The 21,010-nt window shown below is 63.0% G+C and carries 22 protein-coding genes; 21 read left to right on the top strand and 1 reads right to left on the bottom strand.

Annotation, left to right across the window (positions count from 1 at the left end):
• The first annotated feature begins 52 nt into the window (after window positions 1-52).
• The 5 genes from BKK79_RS16005 to BKK79_RS40375 all read left to right on the top strand — a co-directional run bounded on the left by BKK79_RS16005 (window position 53) and on the right by BKK79_RS40375 (window position 6,352).
• Window positions 53-2,332, top strand: coding sequence for a helicase-related protein (locus BKK79_RS16005; protein WP_071038060.1), 2,280 nt, complete (start codon window positions 53-55; stop codon window positions 2,330-2,332).
• A gap of 215 nt (window positions 2,333-2,547) precedes the next feature.
• The gene (gene yhhA / locus BKK79_RS16000) at window positions 2,548-2,742 is read left to right on the top strand and encodes a YhhA family cyclophane-containing RiPP (RefSeq protein ID WP_071038059.1); all 195 of its coding nucleotides are present in this window, start codon (window positions 2,548-2,550) and stop codon (window positions 2,740-2,742) included.
• Window positions 2,742-4,889, top strand: coding sequence for a cyclophane-forming radical SAM/SPASM peptide maturase YhhB (gene yhhB / locus BKK79_RS39090; protein ID WP_084084753.1), 2,148 nt, complete (start codon window positions 2,742-2,744; stop codon window positions 4,887-4,889). The genes yhhA and yhhB overlap by 1 nt, the downstream gene beginning before the upstream one ends.
• A gap of 381 nt (window positions 4,890-5,270) precedes the next feature.
• Window positions 5,271-5,870 carry a hypothetical protein gene (locus BKK79_RS40380; RefSeq protein WP_157128432.1) on the top strand — a complete coding sequence of 200 codons (600 nt, stop codon included), beginning with the start codon at window positions 5,271-5,273 and terminating at the stop codon, window positions 5,868-5,870.
• Window positions 5,867-6,352, top strand: a complete 486-nt coding sequence (locus tag BKK79_RS40375; RefSeq protein ID WP_157128431.1) for a GNAT family N-acetyltransferase — start codon at window positions 5,867-5,869, stop codon at window positions 6,350-6,352. The genes BKK79_RS40380 and BKK79_RS40375 overlap by 4 nt, the downstream gene beginning before the upstream one ends.
• Window positions 6,353-6,354: 2 nt before the next feature.
• On the opposite strand, the gene BKK79_RS40370 is transcribed toward BKK79_RS40375, so the two are convergent.
• Window positions 6,355-6,921 carry a hypothetical protein gene (locus BKK79_RS40370; protein ID WP_143498305.1) on the bottom strand — a complete coding sequence of 189 codons (567 nt, stop codon included), beginning with the start codon at window positions 6,919-6,921 and terminating at the stop codon, window positions 6,355-6,357.
• Between the two features lie 218 nt (window positions 6,922-7,139).
• Between BKK79_RS40370 and pilL2 the strand changes: the two genes are divergently transcribed.
• The 16 genes from pilL2 (at window position 7,140) to BKK79_RS15920 (ending at window position 21,009) form a co-directional block, all read left to right on the top strand.
• On the top strand, window positions 7,140-7,718 hold the full coding sequence (pilL2, locus tag BKK79_RS15995) for a PFGI-1 class ICE element type IV pilus protein PilL2 (protein ID WP_071038058.1): 579 nt from the start codon (window positions 7,140-7,142) through the stop codon (window positions 7,716-7,718).
• The gene (locus tag BKK79_RS15990) at window positions 7,715-8,356 is read left to right on the top strand and encodes a hypothetical protein (RefSeq protein WP_071038057.1); all 642 of its coding nucleotides are present in this window, start codon (window positions 7,715-7,717) and stop codon (window positions 8,354-8,356) included. Before pilL2 ends, BKK79_RS15990 begins: the two co-directional genes overlap by 4 nt.
• Before the next feature lie 14 nt (window positions 8,357-8,370).
• The gene (locus BKK79_RS15985) at window positions 8,371-9,108 is read left to right on the top strand and encodes a TIGR03759 family integrating conjugative element protein (protein ID WP_071038056.1); all 738 of its coding nucleotides are present in this window, start codon (window positions 8,371-8,373) and stop codon (window positions 9,106-9,108) included.
• Entirely contained in the window at window positions 9,108-9,680 is a 573-nt protein-coding gene (locus tag BKK79_RS15980; RefSeq protein ID WP_442873254.1) for a transglycosylase SLT domain-containing protein, read from the top strand. Before BKK79_RS15985 ends, BKK79_RS15980 begins: the two co-directional genes overlap by 1 nt.
• The gene (locus tag BKK79_RS15975) at window positions 9,677-10,225 is read left to right on the top strand and encodes an integrating conjugative element protein (protein ID WP_071038054.1); all 549 of its coding nucleotides are present in this window, start codon (window positions 9,677-9,679) and stop codon (window positions 10,223-10,225) included. Before BKK79_RS15980 ends, BKK79_RS15975 begins: the two co-directional genes overlap by 4 nt.
• A 4-nt stretch (window positions 10,226-10,229) precedes the next feature.
• The gene (gene traD, locus BKK79_RS15970) at window positions 10,230-12,413 is read left to right on the top strand and encodes a type IV conjugative transfer system coupling protein TraD (RefSeq protein WP_071038053.1); all 2,184 of its coding nucleotides are present in this window, start codon (window positions 10,230-10,232) and stop codon (window positions 12,411-12,413) included.
• Window positions 12,410-13,159 carry a TIGR03747 family integrating conjugative element membrane protein gene (locus BKK79_RS15965; protein WP_071038052.1) on the top strand — a complete coding sequence of 250 codons (750 nt, stop codon included), beginning with the start codon at window positions 12,410-12,412 and terminating at the stop codon, window positions 13,157-13,159. Before traD ends, BKK79_RS15965 begins: the two co-directional genes overlap by 4 nt.
• Window positions 13,160-13,257: 98 nt before the next feature.
• Window positions 13,258-13,644: an integrative conjugative element protein, RAQPRD family gene (locus BKK79_RS15960; RefSeq protein ID WP_071038051.1), complete on the top strand. Its 387-nt coding sequence runs from the start codon at window positions 13,258-13,260 to the stop codon at window positions 13,642-13,644.
• Window positions 13,641-13,874, top strand: a complete 234-nt coding sequence (locus BKK79_RS15955) for a TIGR03758 family integrating conjugative element protein (protein ID WP_071038050.1) — start codon at window positions 13,641-13,643, stop codon at window positions 13,872-13,874. The genes BKK79_RS15960 and BKK79_RS15955 overlap by 4 nt, the downstream gene beginning before the upstream one ends.
• A 16-nt stretch (window positions 13,875-13,890) precedes the next feature.
• Window positions 13,891-14,250 carry a TIGR03745 family integrating conjugative element membrane protein gene (locus BKK79_RS15950; protein ID WP_071038049.1) on the top strand — a complete coding sequence of 120 codons (360 nt, stop codon included), beginning with the start codon at window positions 13,891-13,893 and terminating at the stop codon, window positions 14,248-14,250.
• Between the two features lie 13 nt (window positions 14,251-14,263).
• A complete protein-coding gene (locus tag BKK79_RS15945; protein WP_071038048.1) occupies window positions 14,264-14,662 on the top strand; it encodes a TIGR03750 family conjugal transfer protein in 399 nt (132 codons plus the stop codon).
• Window positions 14,659-15,348, top strand: a complete 690-nt coding sequence (locus BKK79_RS15940) for a PFL_4703 family integrating conjugative element protein (protein ID WP_071038047.1) — start codon at window positions 14,659-14,661, stop codon at window positions 15,346-15,348. The genes BKK79_RS15945 and BKK79_RS15940 overlap by 4 nt, the downstream gene beginning before the upstream one ends.
• Complete coding sequence (locus tag BKK79_RS15935) at window positions 15,345-16,277, top strand: TIGR03749 family integrating conjugative element protein (protein WP_071038046.1); 933 nt, start codon at window positions 15,345-15,347, stop codon at window positions 16,275-16,277. The genes BKK79_RS15940 and BKK79_RS15935 overlap by 4 nt, the downstream gene beginning before the upstream one ends.
• Window positions 16,267-17,694 (top strand): TIGR03752 family integrating conjugative element protein, encoded by a 1,428-nt coding sequence (locus BKK79_RS15930; protein WP_071038045.1) that lies wholly within the window; start codon window positions 16,267-16,269, stop codon window positions 17,692-17,694. The genes BKK79_RS15935 and BKK79_RS15930 overlap by 11 nt, the downstream gene beginning before the upstream one ends.
• A complete protein-coding gene (locus BKK79_RS15925) occupies window positions 17,675-18,130 on the top strand; it encodes a TIGR03751 family conjugal transfer lipoprotein (RefSeq protein ID WP_071038044.1) in 456 nt (151 codons plus the stop codon). The genes BKK79_RS15930 and BKK79_RS15925 overlap by 20 nt, the downstream gene beginning before the upstream one ends.
• Window positions 18,130-21,009, top strand: coding sequence for a conjugative transfer ATPase (locus BKK79_RS15920; RefSeq protein WP_071038043.1), 2,880 nt, complete (start codon window positions 18,130-18,132; stop codon window positions 21,007-21,009). The genes BKK79_RS15925 and BKK79_RS15920 overlap by 1 nt, the downstream gene beginning before the upstream one ends.
• The last annotated feature ends 1 nt before the right edge of the window (window position 21,010 follow it).

Here is a 21,010-nt window from a genome sequence, read left to right as displayed (position 1 = left end):
TCATCGCTCCGCTGGGGTGGTGCATGCCTCATTCTTTTTTTGGAGCACCACCATGTCTACCGATCTTGAAACCACTGCCATCGAGACTGCACCCGCACAAGGCGATCTGCTTGAAGCGGAATCCAACCATCTCACCCTGAGCCTTCAGGATTTTGTCGGCGAGTTCGGCGACGAACTGCTTGACTCTCTCAACCGCGCCAACCCGCCGGTCTATGTTGGTCAAGCACAGGCGCTGCGACAGCTCGTCGTTGCCAGCCTCAAGCGCAAGCTGTTCCAGGCCCAGGCCGACGTTGTCCATGCCGCAGCCGAGCTGCTGGTCGATCAAGGCGAACGCGCTGCGATCGTCAATGGCGAAATGGGCTGCGGCAAGACGACCGTCGGCATCGCCACGGCCGCGGTGCTCAACGCCGAAGGCTACCGCCGCACCCTGGTGCTTTCGCCTCCCCACCTGGTCTACAAGTGGCGGCGCGAGATCCAGGAGACGGTGGCCGGCGCCAAGGTCTGGGTGCTCAATGGCCCGGACACGCTGGTCAAGCTCATCAAGCTGCGCGAGCAGTTGGGTGTGCAGCCCACAGGCCAGGAGTTTTTCATCCTGGGGCGCGTCAGAATGCGGATGGGCTTCCACTGGAAGCCGGTCTTCACCCAGCGGCGCACCCGCCACGGCGACGTGGCAGCCTGCCCGGACTGCGGCACGCTCATCACCGACCTCGACGGCGAGCCGGCCAACCCGGTCGCGCTCGAAGCCGAGGAGTCCCGCAGGAAGTGCAGCCACTGCGCCGCGCCCCTGTGGACGCTGATCCGCCCGCGTAGTCTGTCCGGCAGCGACCAGTCCTCGGTCGTCCTCAAAGCCTTGAAGCGCATCCCGACTATCGGGGAGGTTACCGCGCAGAAGCTGATGCAGAAGTTCGGTGACGGTTTCCTGGCGTCGATGCTCGGCGACAACATCCACGAGTTCATCAACCTCATGGATGGCAACGGCGAGCTGGTGTTTTCTGACCGTCAGGCCACGCGCATGGAACGTGCGATGGCCAACATGGAGTTTGGCTTTGGCGAGGGCGGCTACCAACCGTCCGAGTTCATCAAACGCTACCTGCCGCAAGGCACGTTCGACCTGCTCATCGCCGACGAGGCACACGAGTACAAGAACGGTGGCAGTGCCCAGGGCCAAGCCATGGGCGTGCTGGCGGCGAAGGCTCGCAAGACCTTGCTGCTGACCGGCACGCTGATGGGCGGCTACGGCGATGATCTGTTCTATCTGCTGTTCCGGGCATTGCCTGGACGGATGATCGAAGACGGCTACCGCCCGACCACGAGCGGCAGCATGACCTCGGCTGCGATGGCGTTCATGCGCGATCACGGCGTCCTCAAGGACATCTACTCCGAGAGCGCCGGCACGGCGCACAAGACGGCCAAGGGCACCAAGGTATCGGTGCGCACGGTCAAGGCTCCCGGCTTCGGGCCGAAAGGCGTCTTGCGCTGCATCCTGCCGTTCACGATCTTTCTCAAGCTCAAGGACATCGGTGGCAACGTCCTGCCGCCGTATGACGAGGAGTTTCGTGAAGTCCAGATGGACGTGGCGCAAGCTGCGGCCTACCGCGATTTGGCGGGTCGGCTGACCGCAGAGCTGAAACAGGCTCTGGCGCGACGCGACACGACCTTGCTGGGCGTGGTCCTCAACGTGCTGCTGGCCTGGCCGGATTGCTGCTTCCGGTCGGAGACCGTGGTGCATCCACGCACGCGCAACACCTTGGCGTTTGTCCCGGCTCAGTTCAATGAGTTCGAGATCAGTCCCAAGGAGCGTGAGCTGATCGATATCTGCAAAGCGGAGAAGGAGCAGGGCCGCAAGGTTCTGGCATACACGGTCTATACCGGCACGCGCGACACCACGTCGCGCCTGAAGGGGCTGCTGGAGCAGGAAGGCTTCAAGGTGGCGGTGCTGCGCGCAAGCGTGGATGCCAGCCGCCGCGAGGACTGGATCGCCGAGCAACTGGACCGCGGCATCGACGTGCTCGTCACCAATCCCGAGCTGGTCAAGACGGGGCTGGACCTGCTGGAGTTCCCGACGATTGTGTTCATGCAAAGTGGCTACAACGTGTACTCGCTCCAACAGGCAGCACGCCGCTCCTGGCGCATCGGGCAGAAACAGCCCGTGCGCGTGATCTACCTCGGCTATGCCGGTTCCTCGCAGATGACCTGCCTGGAACTGATGGCCAAGAAGATCATGGTCTCGCAGTCCACCTCGGGCGATGTGCCCGAATCGGGGCTGGATGTTCTGAACCAGGACGGTGATTCCGTCGAGGTTGCACTGGCCCGGCAGTTGGTCACCGCCTGATTTCCACGCCATCGTCGGCCTAGCGCCGCCGGCTTTCTGTTGTTCCCACCTTGCAGCCTCGTCCGCGTTCTTCGTGGGCGGAGCTGCGTTTTTCAAGGTTCTTTGCGTACTGGTCCTGCTATCATTGCCCTCAATTTGAATCATCAGGTAAGATTCGGCACAATTTATCTGCCTCCGCACAATATTCGACATCGACCATCAAGGAGATTTGACTTATGATTTCGAGCGCGATTCAGCTGCCGCAGCACAAGGATTCCGCCCAGCAGAGCCAGTTGCGTGACGTAATTGTGCGTGGAGAGTATGCCAATCCCGCCTTGCAGCGCCTCCAAGCACGGATCTTGAAAAGTGCAGACGCTAGTGACGTCATCACGAGCTATGACCGGATGCATCACAGACACAACCGCTCGTGATGCCTGCTTCAGCCGACGAAATTCGACTGACCTCATTCCTCGTTAAAGTCGCGTCCAGATGCAATCTGGATTGCGACTATTGCTACGTCTATCATCATGAGGATCAGAGCTGGCGGTCGATGCCTAAGTTTCTGTCTACTCAGGATCGCGAAGCATTTTCCTTGAGGCTAGCATCGTACCTGCGTGACGCTGGCATACGGCACTGCGTTGTTATTTTCCACGGGGGTGAACCTCTATTAATGGGTAGCGCTGAACTCGTGAATTTTGCAGCTAGGCTGCGCGAGGCTGTGGGTGATGACGTGCAGTTGGACATTGGGATGCAAACCAATGGACTCTTGCTTACGAAAGAAGTGATCGCTCAATTCGCAAACGCCAACATTGGCATTTCATTAAGTTTGGACGGCCCGAAGGCTGCGAATGATCTGCACCGAACATCTCGTCGCGGTCGATCAAGTTTCGACCGAACCTATCGGGCGCTGCAACTTTTACGAAGCACGCCGGATGTGTTTTCTGGTGTGATTGCTGTCATTGACCCTCGTGTACCGCCGAGCCATCTATTAAAATTTTTTAGTGAGCAGCAAGTACCCCAGGTTGATTTTCTATTACCGGATGCGCATCATCTTCGCCTGCCGCCGGGACGACTAGAACAACCGGACATCTACGAGAAATGGCTCATTAACGCTTTTGATCTCTGGTTCGATGAATACCCCGGCTTACAGGTGCGCACTTTCGAGGCGTTACTTGATGCTGTTACAGGTATGCCATCGCAGACTGATGCTTTTGGCTTCGGTGATGTGAGTCTCATCACAATAGAAACCGACGGAACCTACCATGACCTGGATGTGCTCAAGGTAGTATCCCACGGCGCGACTCGACTTAACGGCAACGTAAAAGACACGCCCATTTCAGATGTGGCTGCTTCCGCGGCCCTCGCGACTCATCGCTCACTACTGAAAAAAGACGGCCTGTGCGCTAGCTGCCGCAGTTGTGATGTTGTTGATTTGTGCGGTGGAGGTTCCCTTCCGCACAGGTACGGATCGAACGGGTTCATGAATCCAACGATCTATTGCAAGGAGATGCGAGCCCTGATTCATCATGTACAGGAGCGCATCGTCAACTCGCTTGATCAACCAAAGCCAGTAGACACGCCAGTACATTATGACTGTGATTTGAAAGCGTTTGAGTGTGCGGAAACTTCCGGAGAGATCGTTAAATCTCTTTGGGAAAGCGCAATATTGGAGCAGTCTTCAGAGTTGCAACGAGCATTACTTTTGCTTGAAGGCTCCGACAGCGGTTCCGAGGAGTGCGCAGGCGCAAAAGCGCTGCTTGAATCACCATCTACTATCAACATCCTTGCACAGAGGCCTGGAGTGATTGCATGGAGCAATGCCATGCTGACTATCGCTGCCGGCCGCCCAGTAAGTTCCGTTGATGGGAATCCTCTTAGCTGGGACGATGGATACATACATTGGATGCTGGCTAGAGTGCAAGGTTCACTTGAGCAGTCGCCTGAAGTTCATGCTAACGATCCATGGCTGCGTCGCCCCTTTGGTAACGCTATTTATTTTGAGGATCAGGACATCCTGTCTGCGGTAGAGCCATTGCTGGATGAAGCCCTTGATATCCTACATGCTTGGCGCCCAGCTATCGCGCGAGAGCTACGAGGAATCTGTCGGGCGGTTCAATTTATCCGAGATCCAGCAGCTGATCCGGAAAAGATCGTGTCTTTCAGCGATAACGCTGTACCTGGTACGCTTTATGTCTCGGTGATGCAAGGGGGCAAGCTAATAGACGCCTACGACCTCGCAGATTCTCTCCTCCATGAATACCGCCATCAGAAGCTTTATCTTTTAGAGCGACTTGCACCTATGGTTGAACCGACTAACCTCAAGGTGGACTCTCCTTGGCGCGAAGACCTTCGCCCGCCGTCAGGATTGTTTCATGCCGTTTTCGTTTTTGTCGAACTTCGTCGCTTCTGGAAATATGTCCGCTCCTTAGAACTAGATCGAATGAAAATGCGTGCAGAAAATCAGCTGATGGATACTGATGCCCGTTTGAAGGAAGCGTTCCGCACTCTGGCCGGATGTCCTCTGACTGCTACGGGTCGCGCATTGGCTGCTGTATTAAGAGCCGGAGCACAGGAGTAGCGTGTGCGCGTACCAAGAACCTTACTCCCAGAAAATCGCGCCACTTGGCATGGCTTTTTGCGAGACTACTTCTGCGACAAGGATGCAATTACGATCGAGTCTGGCAACGATGTCCTTCTTCACCTATGTTGGCCCAACGATTCGAAGCGGCATGTTGATCCCGCCTTAGACGTCGGCCTGCACTGGTGGCAACGAGGAGTCTCGTTAAGTTCCATGTGGTCAGAGCGGTGGCGCGAGGGTCGCATTATCACCTCGCTCTATGACACGTGGACGCTTTTGAGCTGGTGTGAATGGCTGACTCAAGTTCCATCCAGTACAAGCGAGCAAGCCGTCATCCTACACGTAGACGATCACCGTGATCTGGGGTCGCCGCGACTACATGTGATCAACGGCACACTAATTGACGCTATCACAAACGAAGAGGTGCGCTTGACGGCTCCCTCAACAGTTGAGCGAGCCATTCAAAGCGGTGCTATTGGGATGGGCAGTTTCATGACACCATTTTTATGGCAGTGCCCGAAAGTAAACATACGACACCTCTGCCAGCCGCCGAAGATGCACGCCGACGTGCGGCAAACTCTCTCTCTCACCAGTGTCTCTGACACACTACTAGATCCAAACGCCAAACGGCTTGTTATTGAAGCCAGTGAGGGCACGCCAGATACTGAGAATTATCTAGGAACCAGTGATGCCGCGAAGTGGTCACGCAACATTGAAGGTCGTCCTGCGCTTGTTCATATTGATATGGACTACTTTAACAATCGATATGATGGTGATTCGGATTGGCCTCTAAATCCGTTCCGACTTGATCCGGGCCTACCAACAATGCTCGTCAAAGTTGATGAGCTGATTAATGCTCTAGCTGAATCAAAAGCAATCATTGAAGATGTATCTATTGCGTACTCCCCAGGATTCTTCCCGGCAGAGTTCTGGCAACCTGTTGACCGGCATTTGCGGGCTGGTCTAATGAAAATCCTGTGACTCCTACCCGCTCCAATTTGCCTAAACGTAGACGTCCGGCTAAGGAGACGCCAAAGCCTCGGATCGTCAAACCAAAAATCGCAGCAGCAAAGGTTTCACCCAATGAAGTGCAGCTGATATCGGTCGCAGGAACACAAGGGAAAGGCAAAGGCCCAGGTGGTGAAAAGTGGCGAATTGAAGTCGGCGGTATTCGAGCCGGAGAAATCTTCATCAACGTGATTGATGAGCCTCCGATAGGTCGACATGCGTCGCTGCAAATTTACTTGAACATTAAGAGCCAAGGGCGAGGAATTGGCCGTGTTGCCTATGCGAAAGCCTGCTCGCTAAGTGCCCACGATATCATCTACGCCCATATGCGTCGGTCGAATATCGCGTCACGAACCGCTGCGCAGGTGGCTGGATTCATCGATGCCACCCCGACAGGATTCACACAGCTCATCCTTTGCTGGATAAGATTAAAGACAGACTCCCGTCCTACCTGAGTTTAGTTTTCAGGAAAGCAAAGGACAGCAGCTGCGTGTCTACAACACGACCTGTCCGCCATCTCAATCTCTGGAACCAAAAATCGCTCAAGGATGACGGTTTGAAAGCCTTCCAAAATCCTGGGAGGTCCATCGCCGAAATGCGGATGACAAACCACTCCCGTGGTACCCACAAGCTGCCGTAGCAAGCTTGCTTCGCTGATCATATCGTCTGGATCAGAGGAATAATCAAACGGGTCATAGAACACCAAATCGAAGGGAGTGGCAAGAGATGTGCTGCGCCAGTCTCCGAGATACGAAAAAATCCCAAATCGTTCCCCCGCAAACTGCAGAAGGTCGGCATAAATCCCTTTGTCGATCTCAACAATGTGATGTTCGGCAGGGCACAGGTAATGTTGGATCAGATCCGCTGAAATTCCCAAACCAAACCCAACTTCCAAGATGCGTTTCGGGCGCAGTTTTTTTGCGAGACACGCGAACAACTGACGAAAGTACGGCTCTTCTGAACGGGACATCACGATCTGCCCCTGCCATACAAGGTAATCGTCATTTTTGACGTCGAACGTCAAGCTAGTACTCGTCATGTTGGGGGCCAACCTCAATCAATTATTTTTGCCAGTTTACTCGCTGCGCGCAGCGTGTGCATATTCCGACGATCGTGATCGCGGCCACGTCGAGCGATATCCGGCCTCCATCAAAAAACGGGCACCACCCAGTTCGCATTCCTGGCTGACCGCGCTGCGGCGCGCCGCCAAGGTATCGGCATCGCAACAGAAGAGCCGATGCCATGCCCGCAACCCATGTATCCCGGCGTCTGGTCGGCGCTGGTCTCCTGGCCGCAGCGCTGGCCAGCGGCTGCGCGACCACCACCGTGCCGCTGGCGCCGGACGCCATAGAAGAAGTCTCAACCGTTCCCGAACCCGAGGCACCCGAGTTCATTCCCGTCGTGCGCTATGGCCGCTACACGCTGGTCGAACTGGCACCCACGGCGGCGCAGCGTGACTTGCTGTTGCAGACCATCGACGTGTCCATGCCCGAGGATGCACGCGCCACGGTGGGCGATGGCCTGCGGCATGTGCTCAAACGCAGCGGCTACCAGCTTTGCGAAACGCCCAGCGCCGTGACCGAGTTGTATGCGCTCCCGCTGCCGGCGGCGCACCTGCATCTTGGCCCCATGACCTTGCGCGATGCGCTGCTCACCCTGGCTGGCCCAGCCTGGGAACTGCACGCGAATGATCGGGCACGGCAGATTTGCTTTGAGCAGCCTGGAGGCAGTGCGACCGCCGAGCACGCACACGAGCCGCCTGTTGCCGAGGCGGTGCAGACGTTTCCGCTGATGCCTTCGGTTTCGGGAGGCCAGCCATGAATGCCGCGCAGTCTCCCCGCCGCCCGATCACCGCCGTGGTTTTGCAGAGCCTGATGTGGCTCTGGCTGATCAGCCTCAGCGTTTTCGTCGCTCTCGGCTACCGGGCGGTGAACGAGCAGGCCGACCAGAAGCGGCTTGATACTCGCCTGCAACGTCTCGAAGCGCAGGCGGTGGGCCTGGCCGAGGCCATTGAGGCCATCCAGCAGCGTCCAGCCGTCGCAACAGCGGCAGACCTCAAAGACACCCGCGAACTCCTGGAAGCACGCGCAGCCCAGGTCGAGACAACGCTGAGCGGCTATGCCGCTGCTGACGACCTTCAGGCGCTGCGCACCGAGGTCGAGCAAATCAAGACGCGCCAGACCGTTGCGCGCGCCGCAGCACCCGCTCAGCCGCGCTCACCGAGCAGGCCCACCGCCAAACCAGAACCGCCGCCACTGCCATTTCGAATCGTCGGTGCCGAGCTTCGCGCTGGTCAACGCAGCCTTTCCGTTGCGCCGAGCGCCGGGTCTTACACGCCCGACCAGCTTGAGGTGCTGTTGCCCGGCGATGCGCTCGGCCCGTGGCGCTTGCAGGCGGTCGAAGGCAACACCGCCGTGTTCCAGGCCGACGACCAGACCCGTCGCGTGGCGATCCCTTGAACGGAGCACGCGACATGAAGCCAACCATCATCCTTTCTGCGCTCCTGCTGGCGTCTGCCCAGTTTCCCGCCTGGGCGCAGCAGCCGGCCACGGCCCCCGCCCGCAATGCGCAGAGCCAGGAGCGCCCCGTTGCCACCCGCACCCTTGACGACCGAGTGGCAGGCGACTGGGGCCTGCAACCGCAGGAGTGGGCTCGCTATCGCGAACTGATGGACGGGCCGCTGGGCATCTACTCGCCCAACTTGGATCCACTGTCCGCCCTGGGCATCGAGGCGCGCACCGACGAGGAACGGAGCCGCTACGCAGAGCTGCAGGTGCAGGTCGAAGCGCGCCGCGTCGAAAAGCTGCTCGCCTACCAACGTGCCTACGACGCGGCCTGGCAGCGCCTCAATCCCGGCATGCAACGGGTGAACCTGCCTGACGACAAGCCCAGCGCCGACATAAACGCCAATTCTTTGCGCGGTTCAGGCCGCACGGCCGTGTTCGTCAAGGACGGCTGCGCGGCCTGCGGGCAACTCGTGCAGCGCCTGCAATCCTCTGGTACCGAGTTCGACCTGTACATGGTCGGCAGCCGCCAGGACGACACACGCATCCGCGACTGGGCCAAGCGTGCGAACGTCGATCCGGCGCGCGTGCGCAGCGGTGGCATCACGCTCAACCATGATGGCGGGCGGTGGCTGTCGCTGAGCTTGCCCGGAGACCTTCCAGCAGTCGTGCGCGAGGTGAACGGCGAATGGCAACGTCAGCCGTAATGGTGCCGTTGCGCGCAATGGTGCTCGCTGCTGGGCTGTGCGTCTGCGCCGCCCATGCCCAGGAAGTTCCGCCACCGGCCTATCAGCTTGCCGCCCAGCGCGCTGGCATTCCCTCGACGGTGCTCTACGCGGTGGCCTTGCAGGAGAGCGGCATCCGGCGCAACGGGCGCATCGTCCCGTGGCCGTGGTCCCTCAACGTCGCCGGCCAGTCGCACCGCTTCACCACTCGTGCCGACGCCTGCGCCGGTTTGCAGCAGGCGATGCGCTCCACGCCGCACACGCGCATCGACGCGGGCCTGGGTCAGATCAACCTCGGCTACCACCAGCAGCGCTACGCCAGCCCGTGCGACCTGCTCGACCCATACAGCAACCTCGCCATCGCCGCTGAAATTCTGAAGGAGCAGCACACCACTGGCGAGGACTGGTTGCTGGCGATCGGTCGCTACCACCGTCCTGCGGGCGGAGAACCTGCTGCCCGCTATCGGCGCAGCGTGTCGCGCCACCTTGCTCGTGTGCAGGGCACGCGCCCAACCGCTGCAGCCCTCGCTGCGCACCAGGAGACATCCCCATGACGAAGTTCCATCTGGCCAATCTCACGCTGAAGGGCCTGCTCGTGCTGCTGGCGGCTCTGCCACTGGCCTCGCGCGCCGGAGAGCCCCTGATCGTGGTCGAAGACCGTGGCGGCACGTCGGCGCTGCCGTACTACGAGGCTCTGCACCTCCAGCCGCGCGCCAATGCCCCGGCCCGACCGCCCATCCCGATGCTCCCGGTGTCCGCCACGCCCATGGACGAGGCCGCGATGTTGCCGGTGCGCAGTGCCAAGCTCACGCCTGGGACCGTCGCGCGGCGGGTGATCGAGGCACCGGGCTTGCGGCCTTTCGTGGTCGTCGGCGACGACGAGGCGTCCCAAGCCTGGCTGCGCCGCCAGGCGGGCTCGCTGCGCGGGCGCGGCGCAGTCGGCCTGGTGGTTAACGTCGAGACCCTGCAGGGCCTGGCACGGCTGCGCGCCCTGGTGCCGGGCGTGCCCCTTGCGCCTGTGGTCGGTGACGACCTGGCCGAGCGCCTGGGTCTGCAGCATTACCCGGTGCTGATCACAGCCACCGGCATCGAGCAATGAAGCCATGTCGGGGAAACAGCCGGTCGAGGTTTTGCTGCGCCCAGCGGTGGAGTTCTATACCGTCGCGGCGTGTGCAGGCGCCGCGTTTATGTCCCTGGTGGCCCCGTGGTCGCTCGCGCTGAGCCCGGCCATGGGCGTCGGCAGTGCGCTGGCGTTCTGCGCCTACGGCGCCATCCGCTACCGCGATGCCCGCGTCATCCTGCGCTACCGGCGCAACATTCGCCGCTTGCCGCGCTACGTGATGACCAGCAAGGACGTGCCGGTCAGCCAGCAGCGTCTGTTCGTGGGACGCGGGTTTCTGTGGGAGCAGAAACACACCCATCGGCTGATGCAAACGTACCGACCGGAATTTCGCCGCTACGTCGAGCTGACGCCGGCCTACCGGCTGGCACGCAGGCTGGAGGAGCGGCTGGAGTTCGCGCCGTTCCCGCTGTCCCGGCTGCCCGCGCTCACGGGCTGGGATGTGCCTTTCAACCCGGTGCGCCCGCTGCCGCCTGTGGGCGGCCTGCCGCGCCTGCACGGCATCGAACCCGACGAGGTGGACGTCAGCCTGCCGCTGGGTGAGCGCGTCGGGCATTCGCTGGTTCTGGGCACCACGCGCGTGGGCAAGACGCGGCTGGCCGAGTTGTTCGTGACCCAGGACATCCGGCGCAAGAACGCCGACGGCGAGCACGAGGTCGTCATCGTCATCGACCCCAAGGGCGACGCCGATCTTTTGAAACGGGTGTACGTCGAGGCCAAGCGTGCGGGCCGCGAGGGCGAGTTCTATGTCTTCCATTTGGGCTGGCCGGACATTTCTGCGCGCTACAACGCCGTGGGCCGCTTTGGGCGCATCAGCGAGGTGGCCACCCGTGTTGCCGGGCAGCTCTCCGGAGAAGGCAACAGCGCGGCATTTCGCGAGTTTGCGTGGCGCTTCGTCAACATCATCGCCCGCGCCCTGGTAGAACTGGGGCAGCGCCCGGACTACATGCTGATCCAGCGCCATGTGATCAACATCGACGCGCTGTTCATAGAGTACGCCCAACACTACTTCGCCAAGACCGAGCCCAAGGCCTGGGAGGTCATCGTCCAGATCGAGGCCAAGCTCAACGAGAAGAACATCCCACGCAACATGATCGGGCGCGAAAAGCGCGTGGTGGCGCTGGAGCAGTACCTCTCGCAGGCTCGCAACTACGACCCGGTGCTCGACGGCCTGCGTTCGGCAGTGCGCTACGACAAGACCTACTTCGACAAGATCGTCGCATCGCTGCTGCCGCTGCTGGAGAAGCTCACCAGCGGCAAGATCGCCCAGCTTCTGGCCCCGAACTACTCCGACCTGGCCGACCCGCGTCCGATCTTCGATTGGATGCAGGTGATCCGAAAGCGCGCCGTGGTCTATGTCGGCCTCGATGCGCTATCCGATGCCGAGGTCGCCGCAGCGGTCGGCAATTCCATGTTCTCCGACCTGGTTTCGGTCGCCGGCCACATCTACAAGCACGGGATCGACGACGGCCTGCCGGGCGCATCGGCTGGCTCGCGCGTGCCGATCAACGTCCATGCCGATGAGTTCAACGAGTTGATGGGCGACGAGTTCATCCCGCTGATCAACAAGGGCGGCGGCGCTGGCCTGCAAGTCACAGCGTACACGCAGACCCTCTCGGACATCGAAGCACGCATCGGCAACCGCGCGAAGGCCGGTCAGGTGATCGGCAACTTCAACAACCTGTTCATGCTGCGCGTGCGCGAGACGGCTACCGCTGAATTGCTAACCCGGCAATTGCCGAAGGTCGAGGTCTATACGACCACCATCGTCAGCGGCGCAACCGACAGCTCCGACATTCGTGGAGCGACAGACTTTACGTCAAACACCCAAGACCGCATCAGCATGTCCAGCGTGCCGATGATCGAGCCATCGCACGTCGTCGGCCTGCCCAAAGGCCAGTGCTTTGCGCTGCTGCAGGGCGGCCAGCTTTGGAAGGTGCGCATGCCGTTGCCGGCGCCAGACCCGGATGAAGTGATGCCGGCGGACTTGCAGCAACTGGCCGGGCACATGCGCCAGAGCTACAGCGAGGCCACGCAGTGGTGGGAGTTCACCAGCTCCCCGGTCTTGCAGGACGCAGCCTTGCCGGACGACCTGCTCGATGAGGCGGCCATCGCCACACCCATCACCGACACGGGCGACACGGCCAGCGAAGAGGCCGCGCCATGAGCGACGCCGCCTCGACTGCGCAGCGTGAGCAGAACCGCCGCCAGGGCCTGATCGTCGGCACCATCACCTTGCCGTTCCGCCTGCTCGGGATACTGGTCGGCTCGCTGCTGTTCTCGATCCTGATGGAGTGCATCGGCATGCACCTGTTCTGGAAGGAGCAGGGCTGGCAGCACTCCCAGCAGATGTTGCAGTACGAGTTGGGGCACCTGTCCAATCACTTCACGCGCAGCGTGGTCGTGCAGGAACCGGGGCGCACGGCGCATGCGCTGGTGGACACTGGCTACGAATGGGTGTTCGTGCGCTCAGGACTGCTGGAGCGCATGAGCCAGACCGCAGAGCGCGCCCGTGCGCCCAGCCAAGGGCAGGCGCGGAACTTCCGTTACTTCATCAGCCAGGTCTATGTCTGGGCCGAAAGCTACCTGATCGCCGCCGCCTTCACTACGCTTACTTTCCTGGTGCGTCTGTTGGTCCTGGTGCTTACGCTGCCGCTGATCTTCACGGCGGCATTTGTTGGTTTAATCGACGGCCTGGTGAGGCGTGACGTGCGCCGGTTCGGCGCGGGCCGGGAATCCGGCTTTATCTACCACCGAGCAAAAGCCAGTCTGATGCCGCTGGCCGTGCTGCCCTGGGTCACGTACCTGGCGCTACCGATCTCGGTGCATCCTCTGCTGATCCTGCTGCCGAGCGCGGCCTTGCTGGGACTGGCCGTGAGCCTGACTGCAGGGAGCTTCAAGAAGTACCTCTAGGCCATCAATCCGGTCATCCGCAGGTTCTTATTGTTTGCGGCCTGAATTCGCCCTGCTCTCCACGATCAAGCCATTGCTGATCACACTGGAATGGCGCGATGGTGGCTTCAATCTGGCTGTGCGCCGCGCATCGCGGCGTGCCCCTTCTTCCCCTTGTTCTCGTGATGCTCCTCCTGTTGGGGCCATCCTCGATGGCGCTGGCCGAGTCCCCGACGCAACGTCAAGAGCTGGTCGCCGCGCTGCGCCTGCTCGACGCGCTGGAGCGCAGCGTCGAGCACAGCGCCGCGCATGCCCCCATCACACCGGGCGAGCGCTACCACTTCGACTACCCACGGCTCCTGGCTGACCTGGCGCGCGTGCGCGCTGGCATCCAGGGCCACCTCACGCCGTCCCGCGCCCAGCCGCGCGACCCCTCCGAACTGGCCGGCGACTACCGCACCGAGCGGGTCGCCGAGCCGACGACGACCACGGAGGGCAAGCCATGAACGGCGCGCAGCTCTCCGCATTCCAGGCCAACAGCGGTGTCGCGCCCGGCGCGATGACGGTTGTGCTGGTCGGCACCGTCTTCGCCGTGCTGCTGGTGTGGGGTGTGTGGGCCATCCGCACGGCCTATGTCGGCTGGGCGGAGAACCGCCTCAACCAGCGCCAGTTCCTCGGCGTCTGCATCCGCTTCGTCGCGATGTACCTCGTGCTGAGTTTCTTCCTCCTCTCCTGATCTGAAAGGACTGACCATGCAACACCGCATCCTCACCTCCCGCCTTGCCCAGCGCGCCACCGTGGCCCTGGGTGCCGCCATGCTGCCCGCGCTTTCGTTCGCACAGGGCCTGCCGACGATCGAGAACCCGACCCGGGGCACCGGCAGCGGCATCATGGAGACCATCCGCAACTACGGCTACGACATCATCATGCTCGTGGCGCTGCTGGTGGTGGCGTCCATGTTCATCGGCGTCTGCTACCACGCCTATGGGACCTACGCGGAAATCCACACCGGCCGCAAGACCTGGGGGCAGTTCGGCCTCACCGTCGCCATCGGCGCCGTGCTGCTCGTGATCGGCATCTGGCTGCTCACCGAAGCCACCGGCATCCTGTAAGCAGGTGCTGGCCATGTCCGAGCACCAGCACATCCGTGCGGACGGAACGGTCACGTTCCTGCCGCACCGGCTCAACCGCCACCCGGTGGTCGTGCGCGGCCTCACGGCGGACGAGCTGTGGGTCTGCTGCGGCCTGTCCGGCAGCGCCGGCCTGCTGGTCGGCGCGCCGCTGTCGTGGGTGTTCCGCACGATTGCGATCGCGCCGACGTTCGTTGTCCTGGGCGTGGCCTTCGGCGTGTTCGTAGGCGGCGGTATCCTGCGCCGGCTCAAGCGCGGTCGCCCCGATACCTGGCTGTACCGGCAGTTGCAGTGGCGCATCGCGACACGCCATCCGCTGATGGCGGGCTGGGTGGGCGGCCATGTGTTGATTTCGCGCTCGGGCTTCTGGACCACACGCAGGAGCACCCGATGAGCCGTTTCAAGAACGAGATCACCCACCTGCAGGCGCACATCAAGACCTTGCGCCTGGGCGCTGGCGCTCTGGTCATCGTCGCGCTGGTGATGGGCGGCGGCTGGTGGAGCGCGCCTCGCGACCTGACGATCCACGTCCCGCCGGATCTGCGCTCCGGCAGTACCCGCAAGTGGTGGGAGGTACCGCCCGAATCGGTCTATTCCTTCACGTTCTATGTGTTCCAGCAACTCAACCGCTGGCCGACGAATGGCGAGGAGGACTACCCGCGCAACCTGTACGCGCTGTCGGCCTACCTCACACCGTCCTGCCAAGCCTTCCTGCGGGCTGACTACGACTATCGGCGCAGCACGGGCGAGCTGCGGCAGCGCGTGCGCGGCATCTACGAAATCCCCGGCCGCGGCTTCGGCGATGACCCTACGGCGCGCGTGCGCGTGGTCTCCGATCGCGACTGGGTGGTGACGCTGGACATCAGCGCCGATGAGTACTACGGCGCGGAGCAGGTCAAGCGAGCCCTGGTGCGTTATCCCATCAAGGTCACGCGCGTGGACATCGATCCCGCCCGCAACCCGTTCGGCTTGCTGCTGGACTGCTATGAGGGCGCGCCGCAGCGCATCAGCGCCCCGGAACCGACGCGCCCGGCACCCGGTGGTCTGGCGCCGCAAGTGCCCCAAGGAGAAACCCCATGAAGCACCCTGTACTCGCATTGCTGGGGCTGCTGGTCGTGGTCACAGCACCTGTTGCCCATGCGGTGGAGATCCTGCGCTGGGAACGCATGCCGCTGGCGGTGCCGCTGAAGGTCGGCCAGGAACGCATCGTGTTCATCGACCGGAACGTCCGCGTGGGCGTGCCTGCCGGCGTGGGCGAACGCCTGCGCGTGCAGAGCGCGGGCGGCGCGGTGTACCTGCGCGCCAGCGAGCCGATCGAACCCACGCGACTGCAGTTGCAGGACGCCGATACGGGCGCATTGATCCTGCTGGACATCGCCGCCGAGCCGGCCAGGGACGGCGAAGCCGAGCTGGAGCCGGTGCGTATCGTCGAGGGCAACAGCACCTCGGCACGCTATGGGGATCGGCCGGAAGGTGCCGATGCGGCCTCGACGCGCACCCAGGGGCAGGCGAACGCGCGGGCAGCGCGGCGTGAAACCCCGGTGCCGGTCGTGCTGACGCGCTTCGCCGCGCAGAATCTCTACGCACCGCTGCGCACGGTCGATCCGCTGCCGGGCGTCATGCGGGTCAATCTGCGCCGCGACCTGGACTTGGGCACACTGATGCCGACACTGCCGGTGCGTGCGGTCGCGCTCGCATCGTGGCGGCTGGAAGACCAGTGGGTCACCGCCGTGCGTCTCACCAACGGCAGCAGCGGCTGGATCACCCTCGATCCCCGCGTGCTGCAAGGCGAATTCCTCACGGCCACCTTCCAGCACGAGGCCCTCGGCCCGCGCGGCACGCCCGAGGACACCACTGTCCTGTACCTGGTGACGCGCGGGCGCGGACTCGCACAGTCGCTGCTGCCGGCCATCCACCGCTTCGATCCGGCTGTGCATCTGCCGCATGCGCAATTCGATGTACGGGACAGCGAGGCGGTGGACGGCAAGGAGGCTCGCCATGCGCAGTAACGGACTCCTGAAGTGGCTGATGATCCCCGTGGCCCTGCTGGTGCTGTTCGTCGCCATCCGACTGTTCTCAGGTGGCAGCACCTCGGCACCACCCGCCGCCGATGCCGGTGCCCAGCTCACGCCCGAGGAGATGAAGGCGCTGGGCATCGAGGGCGATACCCCCCGGGACACGGTGGCGACCCTGGTGGCGCAGGTGAAGCAGTTGCGCACCGAGCTTCAGACCGCGCTCTCGGACAACCGGTCCCAGCGCGAAGAGAACCAGCGCCTGCGCCAGCGCGAGAACGCCATCGACCAGCGCATCAGTTCAGCGCTGGAGTCCGAACGCTCCAACCTGCGCCGCGACCAACAGCACGTGGCCAGCGAGCGCCAGCAGACCGAAGGGCTGCTGGCCGACCTGCAGCGGCGCCTTGACAGCATCGGCGGTCGCGGCGGCCATGCCGACTTGCCCGTGGGTCTGGGCCTGCGCGACGGCGACGAGGCCGGGATGGAGGGCGGCACGCATTGGGTCGAGCCGGACGACGCGAAGCCGTCCGATGGGCGCAATGGCAGTCGCGGCACGGGCAGCGGGATGAACTTTCCGACGAGCTTCGGTCCCGCGCAGAGCGCGCTGGAAGCGACGGTGGAAACCGTGGCGAGCACCGGCTCTCGCGCCGCTGGTGTCAAGAGCGCCAAGGCCGTCTATACCGTACCGACCAACTCGACGCTGATGGGGTCGGTCGCGATGACGGCGCTGATCGGCCGCGTGCCGATCGACGGCACGGTGAATGACCCGTATCCGTTTAAGGTGCTGGTCGGCCCCGACAACCTCACCGCGAATGGCATCGACATCCCCGACGTGGCCGGCGCCGTGTTCTCCGGCACCGCCTCGGGCGACTGGACGCTCTCGTGCGTGCGCGGCCAGGTGCGCAGCATCACCTTCGTCTTTCACGACGGCACGATCCGCACCATCCCCGAGGACAGCGAAGGTAACCAGCAGAACAGCCAGCAGCAGAACTCGCACAGTGGGGGCCTGGGCTGGATCAGCGATCCTCACGGCATTCCATGCGTCAGCGGCGAGCGGCGCAGCAATGCCCAGCAGTACCTCGGCTCGCAGGCCCTGATCACGGCAGCCGGTGCCGGTGTGGCATCGCTCATCGAAAGCGACAGCGGGCGCATGTCCTATGTCGGCTCGGACGGCACCATCGGCACCGTGGGCATCAGCGGCCAGGAAGCGGTCGGCCAGATTCTGGCGGGGGGCGTCCGGGACATGTCGAACTGGGTCAACAAGCTCTACGGCCAGGCCTTCGCCGCAGTCTATGTCCAGCCCGGCGCGAAGGTCGCCGTCCACCTCGAAAAGCCGCTCGCCATCGACTTCGATCCCGAAGGCCGCAAGGTCGATCACCGCGCAGGAGAAAGCCATGCTCTCGAACTTGATTAACTGGGGCAAGGCCCTGGCACTGGTTCTCGCCGTCGCAGCGCTCGGCGGCTGCGCCACCAGTAAGGAAAAAATGCTGTCTCACGGCGACAGCACAATGATAGACATCTGGCAGCAGGAAGCCGGCGACGGCGGTGGCGGTGGCAGCACGGGACATATGACGCGCCGCCAGTTGCTCGACGCACGCCAGAGCCTGCGTCGGCCCCTGACCGAAGCCGACGTGCATGCCGCGCCCGCCGAGCAGATGCGCTACACGCGCACCGCGCGCAATGAGGTGCAGCGCCAGTTTCAGCGCCTGCCCAACCCCGACCTGGTGATGTACGTCTTCCCCCACCTGGCGGGAACGGACCCCGTGCCCGTGCCAGGCTACACGACGGTTTTCCCGCTGTACCAGCGCGTGCAGTACGCCATGCCGGGCGAGCGCGTGGAGGACTACTGATGCGCTGGAAACTCCCCTGGCCGAAGCGGGCCACCGGCGGCGCCAGCAGCCCGGCCGATGCCGAACAGCCGGACGGCTGGCAGCGCCATGTCGAGGCCTTGCTTCACGCTGGCGTCCCCGAACCAGGCGCAGCGGTTCAGGGCCGCCGGCAAGCGACCGTGGCAGACGAACAGGCGCTGTACGGTGTTTCACCGTCGTTCGTGGAGTTGCTGCCCTGGGTGGAGTTCCTGCCTGAGTCGAAGTCCATGTTGCTCGAAGATGGCCAGTCCGTGGCCGCCTTCTTTGAACTGGTGCCGCTCGCCACCGAGGGCCGGGAGCCCGGCTGGCTCGCACACGCCCGCGATGCGCTCGAAAACGCACTTCAGGACAGCTTCGACGAACTGGACGAGAACCCCTGGGTGCTCCAGCTCTACGCCCAGGACGAGCCCAGCTTCGACCAATACATGCAGACCCTGCGCGACTACGTGCAGCCGCGCGCCCGCGGCACGGCGTTCACCGAGTTCTATCTGCGCTTCTTCGGCCACCACCTGCGCGCGGTGGCCAAGCCAGGTGGCCTGTTCGAGGACACAGTGGTCACACGACTGCGCTGGCGCGGTCAGACGCGGCGTGTGCGCATGGTGGTCTATCGCCGTGCCGCCGGTCAGGCGAACCGCCGCGGCCAGACACCCGAGCAGATGCTGAACATCGTCTGCGACCGCCTGTGCGGCGGGCTGGCGAACGCCGGCATTCAGGCTCGCCGCATGGTCGCGGCAGATGTCCACGACTGGCTGCTGCGCTGGTTCAATCCGCGTCCCACGCTGCTGGGTACCGACGCCGAGGACCGGGAGCGCTTCTATGCGCTGGCGAGCTATCCGCAAGAGGTCGAAGGCGGCGAGATCGAACTGGCGAGCGGGCGCGATTTCAGCCAGCGGCTGTTCTTCGCGCAGCCGCGCTCCGACGTTGCACAAGGAGCCTGGTACTTCGACGGCATGCCGCACCGCGTCCTGACCACCGACCGGCTGCGCATGCCACCCGGCACCGGGCACCTGACCGGCGAAACCCGCAAAGGGGACGCCATCAACACGCTGTTCGACCAGATGCCCGAGGACACGACCCTTTGCCTGACGATGGTCGCGACGCCCCAGGACATCCTCGAATCGCATTTGAACCATCTGGCGAGGAAAGCCGTCGGCGAGACCCTGGCGTCCGAGCAGGCGCTCAAGGACGTGCATGAGGCCCGCTCCCTGATCGGCAGCGCGCACAAGCTCTACCGCGGAACCCTGGCGTTCTATCTGCGCGGACATGATGAAGCCGAACTGGACCGGCGTGGCCTGGATCTCGCAAACGTGATGCTCAATGCTGGGCTGCAGCCCGTGCGGGAGGATGATGAAGTCGCACCGTTGAACAGCTACCTGCGCTGGCTGCCGTGCAGCTACAACCCCGCGCAGGATCGGCGGAACTGGTTCACCCAACTGATGTTCGCACAGCACGTGGCGAATCTCTCGCCGGCCTGGGGCCGCAGCCAGGGCACGGGACATCCCGGCAACACGTTCTTCAACCGCGGTGGCGGGCCGATCACCTTCGACCCTTTGAACCGGTTGGACAGGCAGATGAATGCCCACCTGTTCCTTTTTGGCCCCACGGGGTCGGGCAAGAGCGCCACGCTCAACAACCTGCTGAACCAGGTCATGGCGATCTACCGGCCACGTCTATTCATCGTGGAGGCAGGCAACAGCTTCGGCTTGTTCAGCGATTTCGCGAAGCGCTTGGGCCTGACCGTGAACCGCGTGAAGCTGGCACCCGGCTCGGGCGTGACCCTGGCACCGTTCGCCGACGCGCGCCGGCTGATCGAAACACCTAGCGATGTGCAGACACTCGACGCCGATGCGCTCGACGAAGACCTGCCACCGGATGCCGCAGCCTTGGACGCTGACGAGCAGCGCGACGTGCTGGGCGAACTGGAGATCACCGCGCGACTGATGATCACCGGCGGCGAGGACAAGGAGGAAGCCCGAATGACGCGAGCGGATCGCTCGCTGATCCGCCAGTGCATCCTGGATGCTGCCGAGCAGTGTGTGGCCGCGAAGCGCACGGTGCTCACGCGCGACGTACGCAACGCATTGCGTGAGCGCGGGCAGGACTCGACGCTGCCCGAGATGCGCCGCGTGCGCCTGATGGAGATGGCGGACGCGATGGATATGTTCTGCCAGGGCAGCGATGGCGAAATGTTCGATCGCGACGGCACACCGTGGCCCGAGGCCGACATCACCCTGGTCGATCTGGCGACCTATGCCCGCGAGGGCTACAACGCGCAGCTCTCCATCGCCTACATCAGCCTGATCAGCACGGTGAACAACATCGCCGAGCGCGACCAGTACCTCGGCCGCCCGATCATCAACGTCACCGATGAAGGCCACATCATCACCAAGAACCCGCTGCTCGCGCCCTACGTGGTCAAGATCACGAAGATGTGGCGCAAATTGGGGGCCTGGTTCTGGCTGGCGACGCAGAACATCGACGACCTGCCGCGTGCTGCGGAGCCCATGCTCAACATGATTGAATGGTGGCTGTGCCTGTCGATGCCACCGGACGAAGTGGAGAAGATCGCCCGGTTCCGCGAACTCTCGCCTGCGCAGAAGGCGCTGATGCTGTCCGCGCGCAAAGAGGCAGGGAAGTTCACCGAGGGCGTGATTCTGTCCAAGAGCATGGAGGTGCTGTTCCGTGCCGTGCCGCCGAGCCTGTATCTCGCGCTGGCACAAACCGAGCCCGAAGAGAAGGCTGAGCGCTACCAGCTCATGCAGCAGTTCGGCGTCGGTGAGCTGGAGGCGGCATTCAAGGTCGCACAAAAGATCGATCAGGCACGGGGCATCGAGTCCCCGGCCCTGGACCTGCCGCAGTAGC

The sequence above is a fragment of the Cupriavidus sp. USMAA2-4 genome, from assembly GCF_001854305.1.
GTDB classification, from domain to species: Bacteria; Pseudomonadota; Gammaproteobacteria; order Burkholderiales; family Burkholderiaceae; genus Cupriavidus; species Cupriavidus malaysiensis.
The sequence above is the reverse complement of the archived record's forward strand: the minus strand, read 5'-3'. Positions and strand labels throughout refer to the sequence as shown.